This is a genomic window from Desulfitobacterium sp. (assembly GCF_982384815.1).
The window spans coordinates 1-23,781 of record NZ_CEVWNY010000040.1; the positions used below are offsets into that span (position 1 = coordinate 1).

Below are 23,781 nucleotides of genomic sequence, written 5' to 3' on the forward strand. Positions count from 1 at the left end.
CCCCATGCTATGTATCCACTGAATCAGTTCACCTTCAAAGTTTGTTTGCCCTACTTGGATAGGAATTCCGGCATTTTGAGCCATGCTAATCAATGCCTGGTTAATATCCTCTAAGGTTTGGGTTCCATATTTGTCCGGTTCTCTCCGGCCTAATAAATTCATATTGGGTCCATGCAATACCCAGATCTTTCCCATTCTTTTCACTTCCTTAATAGAAACCGTATATCTCAAAATTTTACCATAATTTTAGCATACGCACCAGTAGAACTAAAAAATACAAAAGATCCTTCATTCGTTCCCTTCAGGATAACAACTTTTTGGTTGTCCTGAGTAACGGCAAGGATCTTTTTATAATTTATCACCCCGCGCTTTTGCTAAAGGTTAGGTTGGCTTGGTCTAATATCAGAGCGCAGCTCACTTATTTGGGAGAGCTCCCCCCCATTCTGTGATTCCGTCCGCGGGCGATCGCTCATTAGGCGTGGTGAATGGATGATATTTACGTTGCTGAGCATAATTTGTACTTCACAAGGACCATTGACACCGTGAGGCTGGACTTTACGAATTTCGGTTCTGGGCACAGTAAGATGAATTTCGTGGGGGACTTTACTCTCCCCGATTCGTTTGATCCGAAATTTTACCCCTTCAATTTCCATTTCCACATCATCAAGTTTGTCCCCCGAAAAATCTGTCCCTCGATCAGGTGTTACTTCCGCATATTGTTCAATGCCTTTGGCATTCGTTGCCCGTGGAAGATAGACTTTTTGACCAATCTGTAGATAATCCGGATTTAGTCCGGGGTTAGCTAGTTTCCACTCATCACAGGTCCCCCCCAGCCTTTGGGCTAGACGGTAAAAGGTATCTCCCGGTTGAATCACATATTCCTGCACAGGGTCACCCCCTCTTACCCAGCTTATGATGCTAAAGGGTATTAGGTTCAGTGAAAAAATAGATCCTAAAAAGAATTTCTCCTCTTTCCGGGCTTAAGAGTGCTTCTTCTACTTGTATATTTTGACTTGTCAGCCCTTCGATCTTGCTTATACCATTTTCAATCCCCGTCCATGCCCCTTGGAGCCTGAAGCGAATTGATGCATAACTGAGCCCTGCTTGATTCTCGTCTGTGGCAATCCCCTCCAGTTGGTAAGAGCGAATTACCACTTCTTCGGCTTGAAAAGCTTGTGCACACTCGTCGATAACTTTAAGTAAGTCATCTTGTGCCGGTAATCCCTCAGCAAACCCACCTCGCCCGGCTGTGACAATTTGCGAATCTCCTTGGCGGAGTTCGATCTGAAGACTTTGGTAAATTTGCCAATCTAGAATTAATCCTCCTCCAATCAAACTAAGCAAAATTATAGCCACAACAAGAATTAGATTGCTGGATTTAAAGGTTTTCATATGTACTAACCACTACTCCTACTTCGTTCAGCCTTAAAGGTAAAGAAAATAGGCCTACTACCCAGTTCATAATTCAGCTGATAATCTACCAAATAGGCGTTCCGCCACCCTAGGGCTTCCAGATGGTGAAAAACTTTCTGTACTTCTAAAGATTCAGCCGCTGCTCCTTTTATCATTAAGGTCCTACCTTTTATCTCGATGTTGTCAAACTGAATTTGCTCATTATTTAAAACTGCTAAATCCCTCAAATCATTTCCCACCCTGGTGGAATTCCCCATTGCGTCTTCCCAAGCTTGCCTTAAGGCCCTTTCATCTTGTTCCGCAGCGGCTAAAGCAGCTTGATATTCACGAAGTTGATTAACCTCATTAGATCTTAACTCAAGACTCTGCTGAAAGGATACCAGGGAAGCGAACCCTAGGATGTTCAAAACTAAGACAAGTCCTATGATCACCCATTTTGTCCTTTCTTGACGTTTGCTAAGAGCCTTTATTCGCCAAAAATCATTTAAGAGGTCCCTCTCCCCCATGGCCATTCCCAAAACAGCCAGCTGCTTTTCCGGTTCTGACCCTCCCGGATGTTTTGGTGTCTCGGGACTGAGCAGATTAGGATGGATCTCTTCCCCCTTTTGCAGCAGGGGCTCTTTCCCCCGTAGACGCCGGTAATAAGCAAATATTCTTTGCCCCACTTTTTCCGATTCTTGCCCCTGTCCAAGGACAATTCTATGCAGTTCCACTTGTTCGTTTAAGGAGGAAAGATAAATCAGGATTCGATGAATCTCCTGATCCCATTCCTCATCACTGTAATATTGGGCCGCAGTCGGAAAGCTACGGGTAATCTCCGGAATTAAGCCCCGATAAAAAATATACTGGACTTGTCCCTCTTCTTGCCGCAATAAAAGGGTATTTTCATCCGGCAGCAAGCCATAGACTCCAGCCCAGGCAAGCTGGGAAAAGCTCACCTTATCAATCTCAAACCCCGCCGCTCCGAAGGCCGTTACAATAGGTTCAAAAACAGATTTTCTTATCCCTGATAGAACGACCCGTAAACCCCTATGAGAACCTTTTTCTTCCTGTATAAAATAGTCGTAAATCAGCTCGTCCTGGGGAATCGGAATCTCTTCTTCCGCTAAGTATTTAATTAGCCCCGATCTTTCTCCTTTGTGCGCCCAAGGTAGATGATACTCTCGAATGAACTGGTTCTGAATTTGTAGACCTATCCGTAGCTTAATGCGATAGCGCATCCCTAGTTCAGCCTTACGCTTCCTTAGGTATCCTTCTACAAGGTTCTTAAGTACCTCCTCTTGCCAAATATTGAACTCCCGCACTTCCGGAGGAAGGGGGATGACTTCAAACTTTGCTTCTGAACTAATCGATTCCCTATCTTTAGTTTTTGGAACATACCAAAGCCAGCGCAATTCATAATCTGTAATCTCCACACAAGCCCGCCACTGATACCGCGAGATCATCTTTAACCTCCTTCAGGAATGCTTCGCTTGCGCCATTTTAGCTGCACGAGAGTCTAATTGCCCAAAAAATTCTTGCGATCAAAAAAAGCTCCCATAGAAAGAAAGGATTTTATCTCCCCAAAAGAAAGCAATTAAAGCCCCACCTACAAGATGAGGGCCAAAAGGAATTTGTTCCCGAAAAGTTTTCTTGTTAAGAAGCAAAAACAATAAGCCAAAAATCGAACCGGCTAAACTAGCGATGAAAATAGCAATTAAAATTTTCGGCCACCCTAAAAAGGCCCCCAGAGCGGCGATTAGCTTGACATCACCTAAGCCCATACCCCCAGGATAGATAGAGGCGATTAACCAGAAGGCCCCCCCTGCCCCCAATGCCGTCCCTAAACTCTCCCACCCTGTTGGACCTTGAGGTAGAAAAAAGCCGGCAGCGATTCCGACCCCTAAAAGAGGTAAGGTGAAAATATCAGGTAGGCGAAAGGTATCCCAATCAATTCCTGCCAGCACCAATAGAATAGAAATAAAAAAGAAAGCAACTCCCAGTTGAAGAAACGATCCTGAACTTTCTTGATAGGCTGCTAAAAAATACAACACCCCATTCAATAACTCAAACAGGGGATAACGCCAGGAAATTTGCTCCCCGCACTTCCCACATCTTCCTCTTAAAATAACAAAGCTCAGGACAGGAATCAGTTCCCAAGGTCGCAGATTATGTCCACAGGTAGTACAGTGGGAACCTGGAAAAACTATGGATTCTCCTCTGGGTATTCGGTAAATAACTACATTTAAAAAGCTACCGACTAATAATCCAAATAAACCAAAAAAAATACTGAGTTCAATTCCCACTCTTTTCGTCCTTTCTTAATCGGTTTAGTTTGCTGAGCTCCACAGCACCGTATTTAGATCAGCTTTATATACTCTCACTTCCGCTGCTGCACCACTATCGGTTAAATAAAGCATGATCAGGTTAGTCTGAGCATCTTCCGGAATTAACCCATTTTGCAAGGCAGCGACGCCAAAACCCTTTTTATCGCCGGCCTCTTGCTGAGTAGTAGTTGTATCCAACTTGCCAATATATTTAGGAATAAGCACCGGAGCCGTAATTTTGCCATTATTAGCGGTTACATCACTTTTCTTCGGATAAATGCCATTTTCCACCTGATAGCGGTCTAAGGCGGATTTGATTTGGTGACCGGATGCAATATCTGAATTTTGACGTGCTATTTCCGAACTCGCGCTTACTCTGGGAATAACAATAGCCGACAACATAGCTATGATAAAAACCACCATTAGGACTTCCACCAAGGTAAAGCCCTGTTGTGATCTCTCCGAGTCATGGCTAAGGGTTTTTTTCACACTAATTCCTCCCGCCTAAGCTTTTTACAGTTATTTAATATAAGTTCCAATATCAAATATTGGCAAAAGCACTCCCACAGCCACCAACCCAATTACGCCTGCCAAGATCATGATGAGAACAGGTCCAATTATCTGGGGGATTTTATCCATCCGTTCCCCAAGTTCCATACGAAAGATTCTACTTAGGTGGAGTAGCATTACACTAAATTGACCGGACTCTTCGCCAATTTCAAGCATCTGAGCCCCATCCTCCGGAAAACATTCACAGCTGCGAAGAAGGGGGCCCAATCTCCTGCCGGCCCGGGCCGCCTCTTCAAGGTCTTGAATCAATCCCTTCATTGAAGAAGTTTGCACTGTAGCCCGGGTTAGGTTTAAAGCCTCCAAGAGAGAAATACCGGATTCCAGCAAGGTTCCTAAAGTCTGTGAAAAAAGCAAATACTCGTTTAGCCTGTATACTCTACCGAAAAGAGGAATACGGCTTAAGCCGTCCAGCACTTTCTCCCGCCAGGTTTTGGGGTTGCGTAAGCGTAAAAAAAGATAGGCAATTAATCCGTTCAAACAAAGGAACATAAAGAGTGGGGGAAGAATTTTTGAAGCTTGAAAAATGACCCGAGTCAGTAACGGTAATTCCGCCGTCATACTTAAAAAGATCCGTTGGTAAACAGGCAGAACCCAAAGACTTAAAGCATAAAGGACACAAATAGTCAGCCCCAGCAGCAAGAGTGGATAGGCAAGAACTCCTCTGAGTTTGCGGCGATAGTTATGCTCCTCAAGCAAATCACTGGATAACTTCTCCAGAACTTCAGGCAATCTACCGGCTCGCTCTCCCGCTTGGATCATAGCCCTCATGTAGGAATTGGGGGGAAGGACTAAGGAATTCACGGCTTGAGAAAACTCTTGGCCTGCTTCCAATTCCTCCTGTACCCGGTCCCAGGCCGGACTGGAAAAGGACATGCCCTTGTTTTGCACTTTTAGAATCCTGATTGCTTGCAGCAAAGGTATCCCTGAACTGAGAAGAAGAGAGAGCCGCCAAAGGACATCAGACCAAATCTTAAGATAATCACTCTTCTTGTTTAGAATAACAAGATAGGTGATCAATTCCTGAAGCTTACTCCGTCTAGGGATTATTGCTAAAGGAAAGTATCCTTTGGCAAATAAACGTTTTCTTACTTCCGCCCCTTGATTAACCTCCCAGGTTCCCTCAATTACTTTCCCTTCCTTATCTAAGGCCTTCCATGAAAAACTGCGGCTGTTCATTCTTCATCCCTCATAGCGCCCCGTGTTTTATATTTCACTGGTTGAATACCATATTTCCTCTAGGCTGGTTAGGCCTGCTCTTGCTTTCCCATATCCATCTATGCGCAGCGGAATCATCCCCTGGGATATAGCCTTTTCTTCAATCTGGCGGGAACTTCTCCTTTCTATGACCAAATCCTTGATATCTTGGTGATAAAGCAAGAGTTCATGAATGCCGATCCGACCGGAATAGCCCGTGTTCCGACAATGGGAGCAACCCTTAGCTTTGTACACTTGCCAAATATCCTCAGGGAGCCCCATGACTTGCTTCTCCATTACATCCGGTTCCCAAGAGACCTTACAATGTGGACAAAGGCAGCGAACTAACCGCTGGGACAAAACTCCTCGTAAAACCGCCGCTACTAAGTAAGGCTCAATCCCCATATCCAATAAACGGGTAAAGGCTTCAGCGGCAGTATTTGTATGTAAAGTAGATAACACAAGATGGCCGGTCAAAGCGGCAGCTATGGCAATACGAGCTGTCTCTTCATCCCGAATTTCTCCGATCATAATTATATCAGGGTCCTGTCGCAAAATGGAGCGTAACCCTTGAGCAAAGGTCAACCCTATCTTCGGCTGGACTTGAACGGAAACTACTCCATCCAGCTCGTATTCCACCGGGTCTTCGATAGAAACTAAATTGAGCTCATCAGAGATCAATTCTTGCAATAAGGCATACAATGTAGTGGTTTTTCCACTGCCGGTTGGCCCCACTACAAGGATAATCCCGTGAGGCTCTGTAATTAAACTGCGGATTCCCCGCTCTACTTCCGGACTCATGCCAAGAGATTGCAGTGGACGTTGGGCTGTAGCCGGATCGAGAATTCGCACCACTATTTTTTCACCATAGACCGTAGGCAGACTTGAGACTCTAAGGTCAATATTTTTCTCATTAGCCCAAAAAGAACTTCTACCATCTTGGGGAAGCCTACGCTCGGAGACATCCATTCCTGACATTATCTTGATTCGTGCTAAGAGATTACGAGCTATCCCCAAGGGAAAAGAGCGTTTGGTTTCCAACTTGCCATCGATTCGGTAGCGAACTCGTAAACCGGATTCTCCCGGTTCCCAATGAATATCGCTGGCCCCTAACATAATAGCTTCCCGAAGCAGAAAATCCACTAGCTGAATTGTTGGAGCGTCATTTCCTTCTTCCGAGTCTAACCCTTTGATCCGCAGTCCGTTATCCGCTAATTCTTCTTGCCCCAAGGCAAGCTCAGCAATGCTCTTTTCAACAGTAAGGTACTTCTTAATTGCCGTCATCACCTGATCCTCAAAGGCTAGAAGAGGTTCTACTTCAAATCCTGTCAATATACGAATATTCTCCACGGAACGGTGATTGCCTGGATCAAACATCGCAACCTGTAAATTTCTCTCTTGCAACCTAACCGGGATTGCACCATAACGAAAGGCTGCTTCTTCACTCAGCAGTGATGCAACCTTAGGGTCAATTTCGACTTGGTTCAGATCGATCATGCCTATACCCAAATATTTACTGAGTTCATGGAGGACTTGATCCGGATTAAGCACCTGTTGTCTAACTAGGATTTCTCCCAAACGAGCCCCTGTTTCTCCTTGTTCCTCCAGAGCCTTAGCAAGTTGACCAGCGTCAATAATTTTCTGTGAAAGCAGATATTGACCAAATCCGCCCCCCTGCAAGGAAGGTGGATGCCAGCTTTCCTTATAGCTATTGGATTGGACATTTTTACGGCGATTGCCCCATAGCATGAGTTTACTCATTCCCATGAATCTCCTGGTATTTCCTGATTACCCACTGTTCCTCAATCCTTTCAAGCTCCACCTTAAGTTTGCGCCGGGCCTGCCCATCCTGAGCAGAGGAGGTAATTGTATAGGCCCGTTCATTGGCCTTATTGACAATGATATTGACTATTCCTTCGCCAATCTGAATACTTCCACCGCTAAAATCCGGATCATGCAGCAGCATCACCTTCGCCCACTCAATTCCACCCTCCGCGCCATAGACAGCCTGACGTGAACTGATTTCACGCCTTGACATTTTGTTTTCCCCATGGGCTTTTACGTACATTTCCAGCCCATAAGCAGAAAGGGTGGCAAACAGAATTAATAAAAGCAGGGTAATATAACCTAATTCCTTATAGCCCTTGACTTGACCTTTCCTTGCCAATGTACAATTTGTTTGCCGATCTGCCCCTTGAAGGTTATTGTCCATAGTCCCGATTCTCCCTTGGAACAATTCCAGTCCACAATTCCGCTAACCAAGGGATTATGTGCACCCTTATGATAGCGATACAAGTCTTTAATCCCATCATAATCTTTATCATCGATATAGTACTGATCACTATAGGTCTCACCACTCGGAGTAACCGTGAGGGTCCATTTGCCTCGATTATCCCACTGGACATTTTGTGCTTGACGAATCGCATCACTTACCTCTCTACCTGCCGTTAATACTGCATAATGGGCCTCCATCTTATCTTTAATGACTTGGCTCGTCCCCCATTGGCCTACAAAAAACCTTAAGAAAACCCCAAGTAGAATACCGGTGATGAGAAGGGCAAATATTACTTCAACTAAAGTAAAGCCATGCTCTGCTTTGCTCAGCATGGCAAATTTCCGGTTTTTTTGCATAACGACTGTTTTCACCATACTTTTTCCAGCCTTTTCTCATTTATCGGTACTCACTTAGTCTGTCGCATAAAGAGTTTCCAAAATATATTGCTGAGTTTTTCCCTGCTCCGGCCAGTAAACCTCTACTCTAACCCTTAACAGGCCTGGTCCATCCCACAAAGATATTGTCCGCCAGAGAAAAAGCCCTTCTCCTCCTTCAACTTCCCCACCGGGAATACAGCGTCCAGCATTAAAGTTATCCTGCCAAGGTTCTGCAACTAAGGATTCTAAAACACTTTGAGCATGGTTGGCCGCCTCTGTGAAGCGGAGGGCTTGTTCTGCCTCCTTAAGGGCAGTTTCACTTAAGCCAAATATCGCAGCAAACCCGAGGGCGAAAAGGAAAACTGCAAGGAGTACATCCATTAACACAAAGCCTCTCTCATGGGTTCGGGTCATGGGATTACCTTTCCTTTATAGTCAAGCTTATAATCAGAAGTTTCTTCACCGTTAGGTTTTACCAATATTCGCTCAAGGTAGGGACCCCGCCAACCTTTAATCCCCGGTGGCGGCAATACTAAATCTTCGACTCGTTCCGGCACCATTCCCGTATCCATTCGATAAAGCTCCGCTGCCCCCTCAATGCGTCTGCGATTGGCAGCATCAGTATGTTTGACCGTGTAATTCCTGGCGGTGTCAAACCGGGGAGCTGCCATCAATACCATGGTCATCATCAGAAAAAGGACTAGGAGAATTTCTAATAAAGTAAACCCTTCGGTTCGCTTTTTCACCATAAAATTACCCCATCTTCTAAAAAGCAATAGTCTTATCGTCCTATTCGCTATAGGACTTTTCTCTCTGACATATATTTACCAAATAGATGGAAAATTCCTTCTTGGGAAAGATGTTCTGACAGACTTTCTTGCATTTAGAGAAACCTTTTCCTAATTCTAGGAAATAACGCTATTTCCTATGTTTTTCGATCTTTTTAGACAATACAAAAACTCCGAGTTGCTTATGTTCTCGGAGTCTTTTCTCTGCCTTAGGTTTATTTATATTATTTTATTACTCGATTACTTTTTCCCAGGCTCGCAATATTTCCTCATCTTTAGCATCGCGGACAACTATTGCTTGACCACTTCCTTTCGGTAAGACAAGCACCTTTTGGCCCTGGTAATTCTTTTTGTCCGCCCCCATAAGGTCAATCAAGATGCGGGGATCTTTTCCCCGGACGCTTACCGGCAGACCGAAGCTCTTAAGAAGTCTAATTAACCGCTCAACTTCACCACTACCGATTAAGCCACGCTCCAGGGCCAAATAAGATGCCGCTACCATGCCAACGCTTACCCCCTGACCATGGGTCATCCCTTGATAAGCCGTCTCCGCCTCAAGAGCATGACCAAAGCTATGGCCAAAATTAAGATACATGCGCTTGCCTTGCTCAGTTTCATCCTCAGATACCAGTTTAACCTTAACTGCCGAAGAACGGGATGTAAGTTCTTTATAGAGCTCAGGCTTGCGGGCTTTAATAGCTTCTTGGTGTCTTTCAATAAAGGAAAGCAACTCCCCATCAGCAATCATAGCGTGTTTGATCGTCTCAGCTATGCCATTAAGTACCTCTTCCCAAGAAAGGGTTTCTAAAGTGGAAAAATCCGCCCATACCGCCAAAGGTGGGTAAAAGTCGCCTAAAAGATTCTTGCCGGCAGCATGGTTAACTGCAACCTTACCGCCGATACTGCTATCTACCATTGCCAAAAGGGTAGTGGGAATCTGCACAAACCGTATTCCCCGCATAAACATACTGGCGAAGAAGCCGGCCAAATCGCCGATCACCCCTCCACCCAAAGCAAGAACAACAGTCTTGCGATCGGCACCGCACGCAATCGCAGCGGAGGTTAATTGAGTGATTCTTTCTAAGGATTTTTCCTCTTCCCCTTGGGGCACGATCAATGTATCCACCTTAAAGGAATCTAGCCCTTCTTTTAACCTATCAATGTAGTAATCGGCAATATTAGGATTGGTGATTACCAATAGGTGCTCACCGGTGCCAATTCGACCGGTTAGATATTCCCCCAGCTCCTCTAGTCTTGCCCCCAGAAAAACGGGGTAAGGTTTCTCGGAAATCACGTCAATTCTCTGTCCCTGCATCTCCTGGGCCTCCTTCAAGTAAATCAAAAATTTCCTCAACCACCTGGTCTATTCCTTTGTTGAAGGTATCGATTGTCCGGTCTGCTTGATTATAAATGGGCTGTCTCCTTGCCCATAATTCCTCAACCACTTTACGATCTCCTTTGAGAAGGGGCCGATCATTGCGGTAGCCAATCCGTTTATAAATCTCATCTAAAGGAGCGGTTAACCCGATAATCATGCCACTTTCAGCCAAGTCCCGCCAGTTATCCGGATTTAGCACCGTTCCTCCCCCGGTAGCAATTACGTAGCCCTTTTGTTCAGCTAGGCGCTTAACCAGCAGCCGCTCCTCCGAGCGAAAACGGGTTTCCCCATGCCTACGAAAAATCTCGGAAACTGTCATTCCGATTAATTCTTCAATTTCCTGATCGGTATCGATAAAGTCTCGGTCTAAGAGCTTGGCTAAACGTCTGCCTACTGTACTTTTGCCGGTACCCATAAAGCCGACAAGGACAATATTATGATCTTTTGAGTAGTTGTTAGCGCTCATATTATCACTCATATCATTGCTCACTCACATATCGAAAATAATCCTGCCAAGCTTTTTCAAGCTCTTCCCATGTATCCGAAGGGAACTTTTCCAGGGCAGCCTGAAGAATTTCCCAAGCTACCACATGTTTAAGAACTACGAGGGCGGCTGGTACTGCACAGACATCGCTGCGCTCTACACTAGCCTCCATCACTTCTTTGGTCTCGATGTTAACGGTTTTTAACGGAGTATATAGAGTAGGTATCGGCTTCATAACCGCTTGGAGAATAAGCGGCTCCCCATTAGTCATACCTCCTTCTATTCCTCCGGCGTTATTGCTCAAACGATAATAGCCCCGCCCACTTTCATAAGCAATGGGATCGTGTACTTCGGAGCCAAAGCGAAATCCTGCTTCAAAGCCAATCCCAAAGGAAACCCCTTTCATGGCTTGGATGGATAAGACAGCCTGGGCCAATCTACCATCCAGCTTACGATCCCACTGGACATAGGAACCTAAGCCGGGTGGAAGATTATTTACCTGAAGTTGTAAACAACCGCCTAAGGATTCTCCATTCCTTTGAGCCTCCCTAAGTTGAGTATAAAGTTTTTCCTCGCCCTCCGTGTCCCCCACCTTCCACTCAGAATCTTCAACCCGTTGCCAATATTCGGGGGTATCTGCCACCTTCATTTGTACTTTCCCAACGGCAAGCACCTGTCCGCGAAATTTTACCTCGAGAGCTTCAAGAATCTGCAGAGCGATATTGCCTATAGCAACCCTCATGGCCGTTTCCCGTGCACTAGCCCGCTCTAAGACATTGCGCACTTCGGTGCGGTATTTCAAATGTCCGGTTAAATCGGCATGACCGGGGCGAGGGGTAATAACCTTACGGCTTTCACAGTCAGCTTCGGGCCCCCAGGCCATGATCCTCTCCCAGTTAGCCCAATCCATATTAGTTATTTCCAAGGCAATCGGCGCCCCTGTGGTTAAACCTCCCCTAACCCCGGAAAGAATACTCACTTGATCACTTTCAATTTTCATCCTGCCTCCACGGCCAGGTCCTTTCTGCCGTTCTTGCAGTGCTTGGTCGATTCTTTCCTTATCTATTTTGGCCCCTGCCGGAACCCCTTCCAGAATTCCCACCAGCTTTGGACCATGAGATTCCCCTGCTGTAAGATAGCGCATTTCCATCCTCCTATTTTATTTCCTCACGAATTCTTCCGGTAATCAAGGCAGTAATAATATTTCTGGTATTCTTTCCATTAGTCAGAGAGATACTGCCCGTTAAAGGCGGGCGGCCCAGAAATATAGGGGTTCCTTCTGCCGAAAAGCGGATAGTGTTCGGCTTATTGGCAAAAGTAATCTTTTCCGGGAGAGGGATATTTTTCTGCAAAATCCCTTCCCGATAAATCTGATAAACATTATCAGTCTCAAAAAACTGAATTTCGTACCAGGTGTTTTCGGCCAAAGCGCTCTGTCTTGTAGCACGCAAATCTTGAATGAGCTGAGTGCTGGCTATAGATAAATTGCGATTCTCCAACTGAGCAGGGAGCTTCACCAGCAAAACGAAGCCTGCACCTGCTAAGATAGTCAGGACCAGCAGCACCTCCAGCAATGTAAAACCGTCTCGAAGGCTTCGCACCCGGATGCTTCTCATCGCGGCCTCATCCCTTCTAAGGCTAGATACAAAGCCCTTCTCATCGCCTCAACGGGGGCCTGATCCTCTAACCAAAACTCCCAAGCTTTAACGCCTTGATAGAGGAGCATTTCAATACCATTTAAAGTTTTACACCCTAATGCTTTAGCCTCTTTTAGAAAAGGAGTTTCCCAGGGATTAAAGATGATATCAATTACGAGGGCAGTGGGTCGAATCCCCCGGAGGGAAATGGAGTATTCCTCACTCTTTAAGCCCAGACTAGTGGTCTGGATAACACAGTCCGCCTTGGCGATCCAGTCCCCCTCACCCCAGGGCGCTTGAATTGCCCGCCCGCCTTGGGCACGAATTTTTTCTACAAGCTCCTTTGCCCGTTCCGAAGTTCGATTTAAGACAATGAGTTGAACCCCTAAAGGAGCCAAAGCCATAGCAATTCCTTTAGCAGCTCCTCCCGCTCCCAACAGCACAACTATTTTACGATCATCAAGCTCCATGTGCTCTTGTAAGGAGTGAACAAAACCTGCTCCATCCGTGTTGTGGCCAATCAGACGCCCCGCCTGCACTTTAACTGTGTTCACTGCTCCGGCTAACCTGGCTTCATCCGTCAGCTCATCCAAAAAAGGAATGATATTTTCTTTATGGGGAACTGTCACATTCCACCCGGCAAAACCGAGAGCCTTGAGACCCTTAACGGCTTCCCCCAGCTCCTCGGGTTTTACTTGAAATTTATGATATACTGAATCATAGCCTACCGCCTCATAACCCGCTTGATGCATGACCGGCGAAAGGGAATGGGCAATGGGATCACCAATCACAGCAAAATGCTTCAAGGCCAACACCCCCAAAAAGCTTGAATAAGCACAACGGAATGGTCTTCCCATTCCGTTATCGATCACCCGTTGTTGATATATACCTTTTTTGAATCTTTAACAGCACTGAACTTAGCGTACTTTTGAACCATGAGGCTCCGATGACCCGGAATGTTTCATAAGCCAAACCAGTACCCGCTCCATCCGGCGCATGAACCGGGTACCAATAAATTCACGGTCATTGATGGGTAGAACTAAGATGGTATAGAGGCCCATCCGATTCCCGCCGAAGATATCTGTAAAAAGCTGATCCCCAATGACCGCCGTATCTTTAATTCCCGTACCCAAGATATTCATACCTGCCCGAAAAGCCCGGCGGCGGGGTTTGGTAGCCCGAAAGACAAAGGGAATTCCTAAACGCTCAGCCACAACTGCTACCCTTTGCTTACGTTTATTATTGGACACCACACAGGCCGAAATCCCTGCTGCTTTTACCTTTTCAAACCATTCTACAACTTTTGGCCCAACTTCTAAGTCATTCCACGGCGTCATCGTATTATCAAGATCTATAATAAGACCGCGTATACCATCCCGCTTCAACACGTCCATAGATATACTATCCAGTGAATCCGCCTGACAAGTCGGCCTGAAGAGATCAAACATAGAATCCTCCCCGACATGGCATTTTTTACTTATTATATCCTAGAGTTCAAATCAGGGCAAGTTAAATAGAATTAACCTCCCACAAATATCGAGTATATTTTACAATATATTCAACGGTTACCTACTGGTGTATTTCAAAAAAATATTTTAAAATGTCCTCTATAGGAGTTGAAAAGATTGATACAATATTATGACCGCAAGTCAAAAATCTATAAAACCGAAAAAGTCGCCGGCGAAAAGATGATCAAATGGACTTACTCTTCCCCGGTAGGAATAAGACTATTGGAGGCCGTAGTTAAGAAAAGAGCCTGCTCTAGTTTTTATGGGTGGTACCTAGATCAACCCATCAGCCGCCGCAAAATCCACCCCTTTGTCAACAAGTTTGACTTGGACTTATCTATCGCGGAGAAGAACCTCAAAGAATTCTCCTCTTTTAATGATTTCTTTTACCGCAAATTAAAACCTACTGCCAGAACAGTGGACACCAATGAAGACACAGTGATCTCTTTAGGGGACGGAAAGCTTTTTGCTTATGAAAACATTGATTTGGATAAGCTTGTTCAAGTCAAAGGCTTTACCTATAGTCTCAAGGAATTAATCAAAAACCCCGCCGTAGCCGCCCAATATCAAGGGGGAACCTGTTTAATCCTACGGCTTTGCCCAACGGATTATCACCGCTTTCATTTCATTGACAGCGGAACCTGTGAACCCTCTTACCTAATCAAGGGAGCCTATTATTCCGTAAATCCCATGGCTTTGCAAAAGGTAGAGAAGCTTTTTTGCGAAAATAAAAGAGAATGGAGCCTCTTCCATTCCGACAATTTTGGCGATCTTCTCTATGTGGAAGTCGGCGCAACCTTTGTCGGGTCGATTATCCAGACCTTTACTCCCCGCCAAAAAGTAGCCCGGGGAGCTGAAAAAGGCTATTTTAAGTTCGGCGGCTCCACAGTCCTGCTCTTTTTTGAAAAGAATAGGATTGAGATCGATCCGGATATCATCGAGCAAACCAATCTTGGCTACGAAACCGCCGTTCTGTTCGGGGAAAAAATCGGCGTCCGGCTTAAGAACAAATAGCGCGTGCATTTCGGGTCAAGGATCTTTTTAGACAAAGACAAACTGCACTAAAGCCATATAAAGGATTGTACCTCCACCGATGCTAAGAAGCGCATTGCGCTTCCACAAATGAATTATAATTATAAACATAATCGCGATCCCTTCCGGCAGCCCATAGGGGGCAGCCAGGAGGGATACATTTTTTAAACAGTAGACTATCAACATAGCTATGGCCGCAAAAGGAATGACATTCCCCAGATAGAGTATAAAGGCAGGGGTATCCCGGTTGGCGGGAAACAAAATAAAAGGTAACGCCCTGGTGAGTACGGTTCCAAGGGCGATAACGGCAATAATAATCAGGGACTGCTGGGTGGTAAGTATCATTAACCTTTCCTCCTTAGTAGCTAGATGACCTTATTAAGACGATTCAGATTTTCCAGCGGCTTCCTGAACACTGTAAATACGGCAATAATCAAAATCATGGAGGGAATAATGAAGTTTCCGGGGCCAAATGCCAATAAGCAAAGGGTCGATGCACCAATTCCGATTAGAGCCGGGGCATGCTGCTTCTGCGACTTCCATTGCTCTAAGAAAATAACTACGAATAGTGCTGTCATAACAAAATCAATCCCTTTAGTATTAAAAGACACCAGAGAACCTAAGATTCCGCCCAAAGCACAGCCGGTAATCCAATAAAGGTGATTAAGTAAGGTAACAAAGAACATGAACCAGCCCCTATTCACACCTGCAGGCGGATTGGTAGCACATAGAATGGAAAAAGTCTCATCCGTCAACCCAAAAACAAGATAAGGTTTCTTCCTCCCCGCTTCACCGAATTTTCCCAAGAGGGACAAGCCATAAAACAAATGCCTGGCATTGACCATAAGGGTCATAATAAAAGCATTTAAAGGGTTAAAAGCCACAGTAAGCAAATTAATCGCTACATATTGCATAGAACCGGCAAAAATAAAAACACTCATGAGGATTGCCCAGCCAAAATGATAGCCCTTACTCTCTAAGAGAATGCCAAAGGCCATGCCAAGAAATAAATAGCCGGTCATAACCGGTATGGTATAGGGAAACGCTGCTTTAAGGGCTTTTTGCTTCTCCTGCATACTTAATATCTCTCCTCCGCCTATTTGAGCATTTATAAGCAACGAATTATAAACCTATTGCTTCCAATTGGTTTTAGTAATTTTAGATACTTGGAATATGCTCCTCTAACACAGACCTAATATCTTTATAGCTCCTGCGGTATTGTTAAAGTACACTTATCCGTATTCATAACAATACTGGTCTCAACTTTATCCACACCTGGTATAGCCATGATCTTATCAATAATAAAATCCCGAAAAGAAGCAATGTCGTTGACCACTACCTTTAAAAGAAAATCCCGACTGCCCGTAACCGTATAGCATTCGAGAACATTGGGTATCTCGTTGATTGTGGCTAAAAAGTTATTGGCAACTTCCCGATTAAGGGGCGAAAGGTTCACCATCGTAAAGGCAATTAAGCCAATACCAATCTTCTTTTCATCGACGAAGGCCGTATACTGTTTAATGACTCCTATTTCCCGAAGATTTTTCGTCCGTGCCAGACATGCCGAGGGAGATAGACCTATCTTCTTAGATAACTCTAAGTTGGAAATGGAAGAATCTTCCTGCAAGGCATGAATAATCGCTTTGTCTTGGGCATCAAGGTTAATTTGCAATATTAATTCTCCCTTCGGATAAATTCACAAAATATAATACCGAATTATTATTCCTTTACTATATATTATTTCAATCAATCTGACAAGTATAACCTTCGTCCAATTTTATAACGCAGCCGTAAACCACGGCTATTAACACATTCTTTTTGATCATTGCAAATATCCGGAGTGAAACGAGGGACCTGTCCCCCTGTTTCACTTTTCTGTCAAAAAATAGCTGCCAAGCTATAACACTAGGCAGCTAAGAATCCAACACATTCTTTTTGATCATTGCGAATATCCGGGGTGAAACGAGGTACCTGTCCCCTTGTTTCACTTGAGGAAAGCGGCTACTCGGCAAGCACACATAATGGAAAGGAATTTGGCCTCCGGAGTGTCGGCACGGCTGGGTAAAACGATGGGAGCTTTGGCACCAACAACCAACCCGGCCGCACGGTAAGCAGCGAGGCTGGTGGCCATTTTGTAGATGGCATTTCCGGTCTCAATATCAGGTACTAAAATTATATCTGCACAACCGGCGACCTCACTGCCTTGGATTCCCTTATGGTCTGCTCGCTCTTTGCTGACGGCATTATCCAGGGCCAAAGGACCATCTACAATACAGTCCTTAATCTGTCCGCGGCGATTCATCTGGGTAAGAATGGCCGCATCTATGGAAGAAGGTATATCGGGATTTACAATTTCAAGAGCGGAGAGGGCCGCAACTTTTGGCGTCTGCACTCCCATAGCCTTAGCAACGGTCACGGCGTTTTGAATAATGGCAGCCTTTTGCTTAAGATCGGGAGCGATATTCATCCCCGCGTCGGTGATATATAATAAACGTTCAAAACCTGTCGCCTCAATAATGGCAATATGGCTGAGGGTGGACCCTTCCCGCAGACCCTTCTCCTTATCCAGTACTGCCCTTAGAATTTCCGCTGTTTGCAGAAGTCCCTTCATCAGTAGATCTGCCCGGCCTTCACGGACTAGGTTACTGGCATACAGGGCCGCTTTCCTGACATCCGGCTCATGGATAAGAGTAACTCCTGTTAGGTCAATCTTTAAATCCTCGGCATATTTGCGAATTTTCCCCTCATCCCCTACAAGAACAGGGATAGCAATCCCCTTCTCCTGCGCTGTAAAAACCGCTTCCAGCACCGATTTGTCCTGGGCGGCGGCCACAGCAATACGCTGGGGAGATTTTTTAACTTCACTTAGAATCTTCTCAAACATCAAATTCTCCTTTATCAAATACTTCTAATCTCCTTATTGCCTGCTATTTTTCTGCCTTCTCAATAGATCTTGGCTTGTTCTTTATTAGTCAATACGGCTAAGGCCCCCTCTGCCAAAGCCTGAAGCTCATCCTCTCCTGGGTACACTACCACAGTGCCCATTTTTTTCACCCGCTGCTCAATTAACCGGGTAAAGCGCTGACTATGCGCCAACCCACCGGTGAGCAGGATGCCATCCACCTCCCCCTCTAGGGCCGCCGCCATAGCACCGATCTGTTTAGAGATTTGGTAAGCCATAGCTTCCACCACCAAACGGGCCTCCTCATCACCCTGGTCCATCCTTTTTTCTGCTTCTCGCAGATCATTAGTTCCTATATGCATTTGCATACCACTGTCGGACATAAGCAGAGTCAGGAGCTGTTCCTTGGTATAGGCACCGGAAAAACATAGATCGACAAGAGCCGAAACCGGCAGGCCCCCGGCCCTCTCCGGAGAAAAAGGTCCCTCTCCTGCTGAACCATCATTAACATCGATGGTTTTCCCATTAAGATGGGCACTCACAGTGATTCCTCCCCCCAGATGGGCAACAATAAGGCGGCACTCTTCATACTTTTTTTGAACCTCCCGGCAAAAACGCTTGGCCGTATACTTGGAATTTAAAGCATGAAAGACACTCTTTCTTTCGACCCCTTTGACACCCGTCACCCTTGCCAAGGGAATCATTTCATCCACTGTGACCGGATCTACTACATAAGCCGGTATGGATAAGCTTTCACCAAGTTCATAGGCAATTATTCCTCCTAAAGCTGAAGCATGCCGGATAGCCTCATCTTTCTTCAGATCATCAAGAAGCCTATCATCCACTAGATAGGTTCCTGATTCCAGGGGTTTGACCACGCCACAACGCCCGACCACCGCATTTAGGGAGGGCAAGGGAATTCCCGCCTCTTCCAAGGAGCTGATAACCAAAGCCTTGCGCATTTCTTTTTGTTCGAAAATGCCGCCAAACCCTTCGAGCTCGGACCGATCATGTCGAATAGTCTTTTCCAAAATGAACCTATCATTTTCGTATAACCCGATCTTTGTCGAGGTAGAACCAGGATTAATTGCTAAAATGCGCAACCCTCTATCTGCCAAACCACTTCCTCCTTATCCCAATGCCTCAATAACCACAGCCAATTGGTGTTTTAGTGAATGGTCATTCACCAGATCTGAATATTCCTAATATTCTACTATAATCCGAGTTTTCCTTTTTTCGATAAAGAAAACCCGCCCTTCTCCACTAACAGAGCTGGGCGGGTATTCTCAGTCATCGGGACACTTGATTTTTCACTCGAACAATCTGAGCCATAATACTAAGGGCTATCTCCTCTAAAGATTCAGCTTGCAGGTCGATGCCGATAGGTGCATAAACTTTGGCCAGCTCGGCAGCGGGAATTCCTAGGTTAGCCAAATCAGCCATCATGGCCGAAATACGACGCTGATTCCCAATTACCCCAACATAATTGCGTTTTTTCATAAGAACTCGTTCCAAACAAGCTTGATCATGGCGATGCCCCCTGGTAGCTATTACATAATAATTTGTGTCCTGGCCCTCTCTCTGGGCTATATAGGACAAGAACTCAGTGCAAAGGATTTGATCGGCTTGGGGAAAACGGGATTCATTCACAAATCTGGGGTCATCATCGACCACTAGCACCCGAAATCCCAATAACTTGGCCATCATCGTTAAATACTGGGAGAGATCTCCGGCCCCAAGTATTATTAGTTCATTATGTTGAATTTTCTTTTCCAGAAGAAATTCAACTTCTTCTCCACAAAGTTGAACACTTTTGTTACTCATCAACTCAAAGAAATCTGTAGGATATTTAACTAGATTTAATAGCCTCTCATTAAGCTCTTGACACCCCAGATCTCCGCAGTAAGATCCACTGGGGGAAATTGCCAACTTTTTACCTAGGTCTTGTTCGTGCCCCTTGACAATTGTGGCCAAGACCACGGATTCACTGGTTTGCAGGGAGCTAAGAAAGGCTGCTTGAGCATTTCTATCTTCAAGGCGTTCTAGAGGAAAAATCTCAATAAAAAGCCTTAAAGGCCCCCCACATACTTTACCCTCACCTCCGGCTATTTCATGGGTGAGAGTAAGCGCAACTTCTTTAGGTTTCCCCTTAGCCAGCGCCTTTAAGGACTCACATTTTGCCACTTCATCTAAGTATTTTCCTCCGAGGCCACCCCTTACTTCCCCACGAGGAAAAACAATCATTTTCCTGCCCGCTTGCCAGGGACTTGACTTTTTCTTCGTCCAAATTATCGTTACTACGGCCGCCCTTTGACCGGTCTCACATAGATTAGCAAGCTCCCGACCCCACTCTTCCATAGACTTCCTCCCTAACCGTATTAGTAATTAATACGTTGAGGATTAGGTAATAGAAGTAGCTACCGGCGTGCGATCGCCTTTTGGTAATCTTCAGGGGTATCTATATCATGAAATATCCACTGGGCCGGTACCTCGACCGGACGAATTTTATCCGCCTGCTCCTTCAGAATCTCCTTGGCTCCTTGGTCTCCCCTCAGGGAAAATAGTTGGGGGAAGTATTCTTCCCCAAATAGAACCGGGTTGCCCCGTCGGCCTTGAAAAAAAGGAGCGACTAGGTCGCCCGATTGCTTGAATTCTTGAATCAGTCCATTGATTAGCTCCGGGGTAAGCCAGGGTTGGTCCCCTAAAACCAGGAGCACCCCCGACTTACTTTGCTTTTCCCTAGATATCCTAGACCCCATAAAACTTTCTACCTTGATCGAAAAAGATCCTTCGCTCTTGCTCAGGATGACACTTCGCTTTGGAGTTTTGTCATACTGAGCCTTTAGCGAAGTATCTTGACCTAAAATTTTACTCCCTGTCCTACTGAGTGCCAGCGAAGTATCCTGACCCAAAATACTTTTTCCTGCCATGAGTGATGCCGCTATGCGGGAATGAAAGTCCGGCATGCAGATAAAAGCTTCCAAACCTGCCCGGATTGAAGTGCTGAGCCCTAAAGCATAATCAGTATTTCTAACGACTAGCATAGGCAAATCCGGTAATGTCCGGCTAATCTCTTCGGCTTCATACCCGAGGACTACAACTATCACATCTACATCAGACTGCCACACCTTATCGACAACTGTGCCAAGAATAGTACCGGTGCCAAAAGGAAGTAACTGCTTAGGGCTGCCCATGCGCTTGGCCATCCCCGCTGCCAAAACGATAGCCCCGATCATGCCTGTCCTAAGGCAGCCTTTACCGCCTGCTGAATTTCCTGATAGCCTGTACAACGGCATAGGTTCGATCCCAGCCATTCATCAATGACTTCATCGGTAGCCTCAGGATGAATCCGGATGAGAGCATGGGCGTTGACGATAAAGCCGGAAGTACAATATCCGCATTGGAGGGCGGCCTGATCTAAAAAAGCCTGCTGGATCGGGGTGTTTTTTATACCCTCAATGGTCACAATTTGGCGGCCGATAGCCTCCACAGCCAACATAAGGCAAGCCTTTATGGGCCAACCATCCACCAGTACGGCACAAGTATCACAATCCCCATTGCCACAGCCTTTTTTGGCCCCGGTCAGCCCCAGTTGTTCCCTCAGCACATGCAGCAGGGTATCCGCGGGCCTTGTCAAGACAGTGTGCTTTTCTCCATTTACATTAAGATCAATTAGCCCTTTCGTTAACAGTTCAACCATTATCTCACCCCTTCCAACTGCCTTAAAATATCCCCCAAGGTATTGCGCAGCACAAAGAGGCGATAATCCGCCGATCCCCGTAAATCGTTCAGGACCGGACCGGGTAGACGGGTTAAGGCATTACTGATCCTGGCATCATAATTTAAGCCCGGCTCGTTTAGTGCCTTTTCTAAGGACTGAGAGCGAAAAGGAAAACCTAATAAACCGCTCAAAGCCAGCCGTACTTCCGACCCTGTCTTTAAGGCTGCTGCCATAAAGAGAGGATAATCTATTTTTGACTTAGCAGTCTTTCTGACGGCTTGATGAGGAAAATCCAAGTAGATCTGCTCCGTTTGCAGAGCAACTATGAATTCTCCCGGAAGAAGCAGCAACCCATGCGTTTGAAGGCTATAGATTTCGTGGATCGATCTGGTCTCAATACCCTTTTCATTGGCGATCACCACTTGACTATCGCAGAGCAAGAAAGGCAGCAGTGCCTCCCGGTAGATGATTTTACCGCAAATATTCCCGCCCAAAGTGATCTTATTACGAGAAGTATGGTCTGCTAATTTGCGAATCACTTGGGTTAAGAGGGGAAAGACATTTTTCTCAGCAAGTTGGGTTAAGGTAAGTGCCGCTCCAAGACAGAAATTATTTGGGGTGATTTCCAATTGGTTGCATTCAGGAATCCCTTTTATATCAATAATGGCTTGGGTCAGAATTTTATTCATTCTCGCCATCGTGATAATTTCCGTACCCCCGGCGTAATAAAAGGGATTCTTACCCGCCTCCTTTAAATGACCGTAAAGCTTGACCGCCTCAGCAATGGATGTCGGACGATAATATGCAAAGTCAAAAGTAATCATGCTTTAGCCCCCTCTACCGTTCGCCAAATGTTCTCCGGGGTAAGGGGCAACTGATTGAGATCCACACCGACAGCCGTGGTCAAAGCATTACCCAGGGCACCCGGGGCCCCCACCAGGCCATGCTCCCCTAAACTCCGCGCCCCAAAGGGTCCATCGGTTTGAGGATTCTCGACAAAATCAACCATATATTCCGGCTGTTCACCATAGCGTAGAATATGATAAGAACGCAAATTATGGTTTTCAATCACACCCTGATCGTTATAGATAAAGGACTCGCAGCTAGCTAGACTTAGGCCCATAGACATCCGCCCCATGACGATATTGGCTGCAAGGGCCGGATTAATTACCTTACCCGGATCAAGAACTGCCACAGCTTTAAGGATCTTATAGGAATAATCCTTAGGGTCCAGCTCAACCTCCACAGCCTCGGCTCCCACGGTCCAGCCCAGGCCCGGGGTCCCCTTACCGGTCTCGTAATCTAAGGGAGTTAAATGGCGTACGATATAGCTACCCCTACCGATAATTTGGCCCCCAACGGAATTGCCATTATCATACATATAACCATGCACCAACTCTGTAATATCTTTATACATATTTGGGTTATCTTGCAAAAAGACTCTGCCTTGGCCAACTACTAAGTCCTCCGGGGGGTATTTTAGGGCAATACCGCCAATTCCTTTTAACTGTCTAATAATATCATCCGCTGCTTCAATGACTGCTCTTCCCACCATAAAAGTAGTCATACTGGCTACTGTCTTGAAATGCTCGGGATTAACATGGGTATTTACCTCCATTAGGACATGCACTTTATTAATGTCCATATCCAGGCGCTCGGCGGCAATTTGGACCAGAGCAGTTTTGGAACCTTGCCCCATTTCCACCGAACCCACACTCAAGTTGATGCTCCCATCAGGGTTAAAGGTTATTACTGCTCCTGAGCGGGCATTAGTGGGAGTATTAGAGGTTTTCCAAAAGGAGCATATCCCCTTAGCCCTGATCTTGCCATCGGCTTGAATAAGACGTTGTCCCTCATCCCATTTGATCAATTGCTTAGCTCTTTGCAGACACTGGTCCACCCTTCCCACATTGCTCCGGGTTAAATTAACCTGGGTGGGGGTAGTATCTCCGGCACCAATGGCATTTTTTAAGCGCAATTCGATAGGGTCCATTTGCAGCTTTCGTGCTAGGGCATCCATAGTTCTTTCAATGGCAAAGGTAAAAGATTCATAGCCAAACCCTGTGTAAGAAGTGGCATAAGGGTGGTTGGTGTAGAGACACAGAGAATCGCAATGAACATTTTCGATTTTATAAGGGCCGGTGCAATTAGCCCCGATGGACATGCTGATTACCGTAGCAATATCGGAATAAGCAC

Annotated in this window: 29 protein-coding genes; 1 reads left to right on the forward strand and 28 read right to left on the reverse strand. The window is 45.7% G+C overall.

Going from position 1 to position 23,781, the window contains the following annotated elements; translation table 11 throughout:
- The 18 genes from AC1U9U_RS08040 to AC1U9U_RS08125 form a co-directional block, all read right to left on the reverse strand.
- Window positions 1-195, reverse strand: a 195-nt coding sequence (locus AC1U9U_RS08040) for a type II 3-dehydroquinate dehydratase (RefSeq protein ID WP_479960035.1), incomplete at its 3' end; no start/stop codon positions are given.
- Between the two features lie 179 nt (window positions 196-374).
- On the reverse strand, window positions 375-887 hold the full coding sequence (locus AC1U9U_RS08045) for a LysM peptidoglycan-binding domain-containing protein (protein ID WP_479960036.1): 513 nt from the start codon (window positions 885-887) through the stop codon (window positions 375-377).
- Window positions 888-918: 31 nt separating this feature from the next.
- Window positions 919-1,392: a hypothetical protein gene (locus AC1U9U_RS08050; protein WP_479960037.1), complete on the reverse strand. Its 474-nt coding sequence runs from the start codon at window positions 1,390-1,392 to the stop codon at window positions 919-921.
- 5 nt (window positions 1,393-1,397) lie between these two features.
- Window positions 1,398-2,858 carry a PilN domain-containing protein gene (locus AC1U9U_RS08055; RefSeq protein ID WP_479960038.1) on the reverse strand — a complete coding sequence of 487 codons (1,461 nt, stop codon included), beginning with the start codon at window positions 2,856-2,858 and terminating at the stop codon, window positions 1,398-1,400.
- 78 nt (window positions 2,859-2,936) lie between these two features.
- On the reverse strand, window positions 2,937-3,698 hold the full coding sequence (locus AC1U9U_RS08060) for a prepilin peptidase (RefSeq protein WP_479960039.1): 762 nt from the start codon (window positions 3,696-3,698) through the stop codon (window positions 2,937-2,939).
- Between the two features lie 24 nt (window positions 3,699-3,722).
- Complete coding sequence (locus tag AC1U9U_RS08065; protein WP_479960040.1) at window positions 3,723-4,208, reverse strand: type II secretion system protein; 486 nt, start codon at window positions 4,206-4,208, stop codon at window positions 3,723-3,725.
- Between the two features lie 30 nt (window positions 4,209-4,238).
- Entirely contained in the window at window positions 4,239-5,465 is a 1,227-nt protein-coding gene (locus tag AC1U9U_RS08070) for a type II secretion system F family protein (protein ID WP_479960041.1), read from the reverse strand.
- Between the two features lie 27 nt (window positions 5,466-5,492).
- A complete protein-coding gene (locus tag AC1U9U_RS08075) occupies window positions 5,493-7,244 on the reverse strand; it encodes a GspE/PulE family protein (protein WP_479960042.1) in 1,752 nt (583 codons plus the stop codon).
- Window positions 7,237-7,650, reverse strand: coding sequence for a hypothetical protein (locus AC1U9U_RS08080; RefSeq protein WP_479960043.1), 414 nt, complete (start codon window positions 7,648-7,650; stop codon window positions 7,237-7,239). Before AC1U9U_RS08080 ends, AC1U9U_RS08075 begins: the two co-directional genes overlap by 8 nt.
- A complete protein-coding gene (locus tag AC1U9U_RS08085) occupies window positions 7,611-8,129 on the reverse strand; it encodes a PulJ/GspJ family protein (RefSeq protein WP_479960044.1) in 519 nt (172 codons plus the stop codon). Before AC1U9U_RS08085 ends, AC1U9U_RS08080 begins: the two co-directional genes overlap by 40 nt.
- A gap of 39 nt (window positions 8,130-8,168) precedes the next feature.
- A complete protein-coding gene (locus tag AC1U9U_RS08090) occupies window positions 8,169-8,516 on the reverse strand; it encodes a hypothetical protein (protein WP_479960045.1) in 348 nt (115 codons plus the stop codon).
- A 29-nt stretch (window positions 8,517-8,545) separates the two neighbouring features.
- Window positions 8,546-8,884 (reverse strand): type II secretion system protein GspG, encoded by a 339-nt coding sequence (locus tag AC1U9U_RS08095; protein ID WP_479960046.1) that lies wholly within the window; start codon window positions 8,882-8,884, stop codon window positions 8,546-8,548.
- A gap of 271 nt (window positions 8,885-9,155) precedes the next feature.
- Window positions 9,156-10,238: a 3-dehydroquinate synthase gene (aroB, locus tag AC1U9U_RS08100; RefSeq protein ID WP_479960047.1), complete on the reverse strand. Its 1,083-nt coding sequence runs from the start codon at window positions 10,236-10,238 to the stop codon at window positions 9,156-9,158.
- Window positions 10,219-10,779: a shikimate kinase gene (locus AC1U9U_RS08105; RefSeq protein ID WP_479960048.1), complete on the reverse strand. Its 561-nt coding sequence runs from the start codon at window positions 10,777-10,779 to the stop codon at window positions 10,219-10,221. The genes aroB and AC1U9U_RS08105 overlap by 20 nt, the downstream gene beginning before the upstream one ends.
- A gap of 1 nt (window position 10,780) precedes the next feature.
- Entirely contained in the window at window positions 10,781-11,929 is a 1,149-nt protein-coding gene (gene aroC / locus AC1U9U_RS08110; protein WP_479960049.1) for a chorismate synthase, read from the reverse strand.
- A gap of 10 nt (window positions 11,930-11,939) precedes the next feature.
- A complete protein-coding gene (locus AC1U9U_RS08115; protein ID WP_479960050.1) occupies window positions 11,940-12,401 on the reverse strand; it encodes a GspH/FimT family pseudopilin in 462 nt (153 codons plus the stop codon).
- On the reverse strand, window positions 12,398-13,174 hold the full coding sequence (aroE, locus tag AC1U9U_RS08120; protein WP_479960063.1) for a shikimate dehydrogenase: 777 nt from the start codon (window positions 13,172-13,174) through the stop codon (window positions 12,398-12,400). Before aroE ends, AC1U9U_RS08115 begins: the two co-directional genes overlap by 4 nt.
- 165 nt (window positions 13,175-13,339) lie before the next feature.
- The gene (locus AC1U9U_RS08125) at window positions 13,340-13,870 is read right to left on the reverse strand and encodes a YqeG family HAD IIIA-type phosphatase (RefSeq protein WP_479960051.1); all 531 of its coding nucleotides are present in this window, start codon (window positions 13,868-13,870) and stop codon (window positions 13,340-13,342) included.
- A 177-nt stretch (window positions 13,871-14,047) separates the two neighbouring features.
- Here AC1U9U_RS08125 and AC1U9U_RS08130 point away from each other — a divergent pair, with 177 nt between their 5' ends.
- On the forward strand, window positions 14,048-14,944 hold the full coding sequence (locus AC1U9U_RS08130; RefSeq protein ID WP_479960052.1) for a phosphatidylserine decarboxylase: 897 nt from the start codon (window positions 14,048-14,050) through the stop codon (window positions 14,942-14,944).
- Window positions 14,945-14,971: 27 nt separating this feature from the next.
- Here AC1U9U_RS08130 and AC1U9U_RS08135 read toward each other — a convergent pair whose 3' ends face one another.
- From AC1U9U_RS08135 to AC1U9U_RS08180, 10 genes are all read right to left on the reverse strand, one after another.
- Window positions 14,972-15,307 carry a branched-chain amino acid transporter permease gene (locus tag AC1U9U_RS08135; RefSeq protein ID WP_479960053.1) on the reverse strand — a complete coding sequence of 112 codons (336 nt, stop codon included), beginning with the start codon at window positions 15,305-15,307 and terminating at the stop codon, window positions 14,972-14,974.
- A gap of 20 nt (window positions 15,308-15,327) precedes the next feature.
- Window positions 15,328-16,038, reverse strand: coding sequence for an AzlC family ABC transporter permease (locus AC1U9U_RS08140; RefSeq protein ID WP_479960054.1), 711 nt, complete (start codon window positions 16,036-16,038; stop codon window positions 15,328-15,330).
- Between the two features lie 125 nt (window positions 16,039-16,163).
- Window positions 16,164-16,634 carry an Lrp/AsnC family transcriptional regulator gene (locus AC1U9U_RS08145; RefSeq protein WP_479960055.1) on the reverse strand — a complete coding sequence of 157 codons (471 nt, stop codon included), beginning with the start codon at window positions 16,632-16,634 and terminating at the stop codon, window positions 16,164-16,166.
- 312 nt (window positions 16,635-16,946) lie between these two features.
- Window positions 16,947-17,864, reverse strand: coding sequence for a phosphate butyryltransferase (locus AC1U9U_RS08150; protein ID WP_479960056.1), 918 nt, complete (start codon window positions 17,862-17,864; stop codon window positions 16,947-16,949).
- Between the two features lie 41 nt (window positions 17,865-17,905).
- The gene (gene buk / locus AC1U9U_RS08155) at window positions 17,906-18,982 is read right to left on the reverse strand and encodes a butyrate kinase (RefSeq protein ID WP_479960057.1); all 1,077 of its coding nucleotides are present in this window, start codon (window positions 18,980-18,982) and stop codon (window positions 17,906-17,908) included.
- 172 nt (window positions 18,983-19,154) lie between these two features.
- The gene (locus tag AC1U9U_RS08160; RefSeq protein ID WP_479960058.1) at window positions 19,155-20,222 is read right to left on the reverse strand and encodes an XdhC family protein; all 1,068 of its coding nucleotides are present in this window, start codon (window positions 20,220-20,222) and stop codon (window positions 19,155-19,157) included.
- A gap of 59 nt (window positions 20,223-20,281) precedes the next feature.
- The gene (locus AC1U9U_RS08165) at window positions 20,282-21,178 is read right to left on the reverse strand and encodes a nucleotidyltransferase family protein (RefSeq protein ID WP_479960059.1); all 897 of its coding nucleotides are present in this window, start codon (window positions 21,176-21,178) and stop codon (window positions 20,282-20,284) included.
- Window positions 21,097-21,564, reverse strand: a complete 468-nt coding sequence (locus tag AC1U9U_RS08170; RefSeq protein WP_479960060.1) for a (2Fe-2S)-binding protein — start codon at window positions 21,562-21,564, stop codon at window positions 21,097-21,099. The genes AC1U9U_RS08165 and AC1U9U_RS08170 overlap by 82 nt, the downstream gene beginning before the upstream one ends.
- A complete protein-coding gene (locus tag AC1U9U_RS08175; protein ID WP_479960061.1) occupies window positions 21,564-22,409 on the reverse strand; it encodes an FAD binding domain-containing protein in 846 nt (281 codons plus the stop codon). Before AC1U9U_RS08175 ends, AC1U9U_RS08170 begins: the two co-directional genes overlap by 1 nt.
- Window positions 22,406-23,781 (reverse strand): xanthine dehydrogenase family protein molybdopterin-binding subunit (locus AC1U9U_RS08180; RefSeq protein ID WP_479960062.1); only part of this gene is annotated, 1,376 nt, incomplete at its 5' end. The genes AC1U9U_RS08175 and AC1U9U_RS08180, both read right to left, overlap by 4 nt.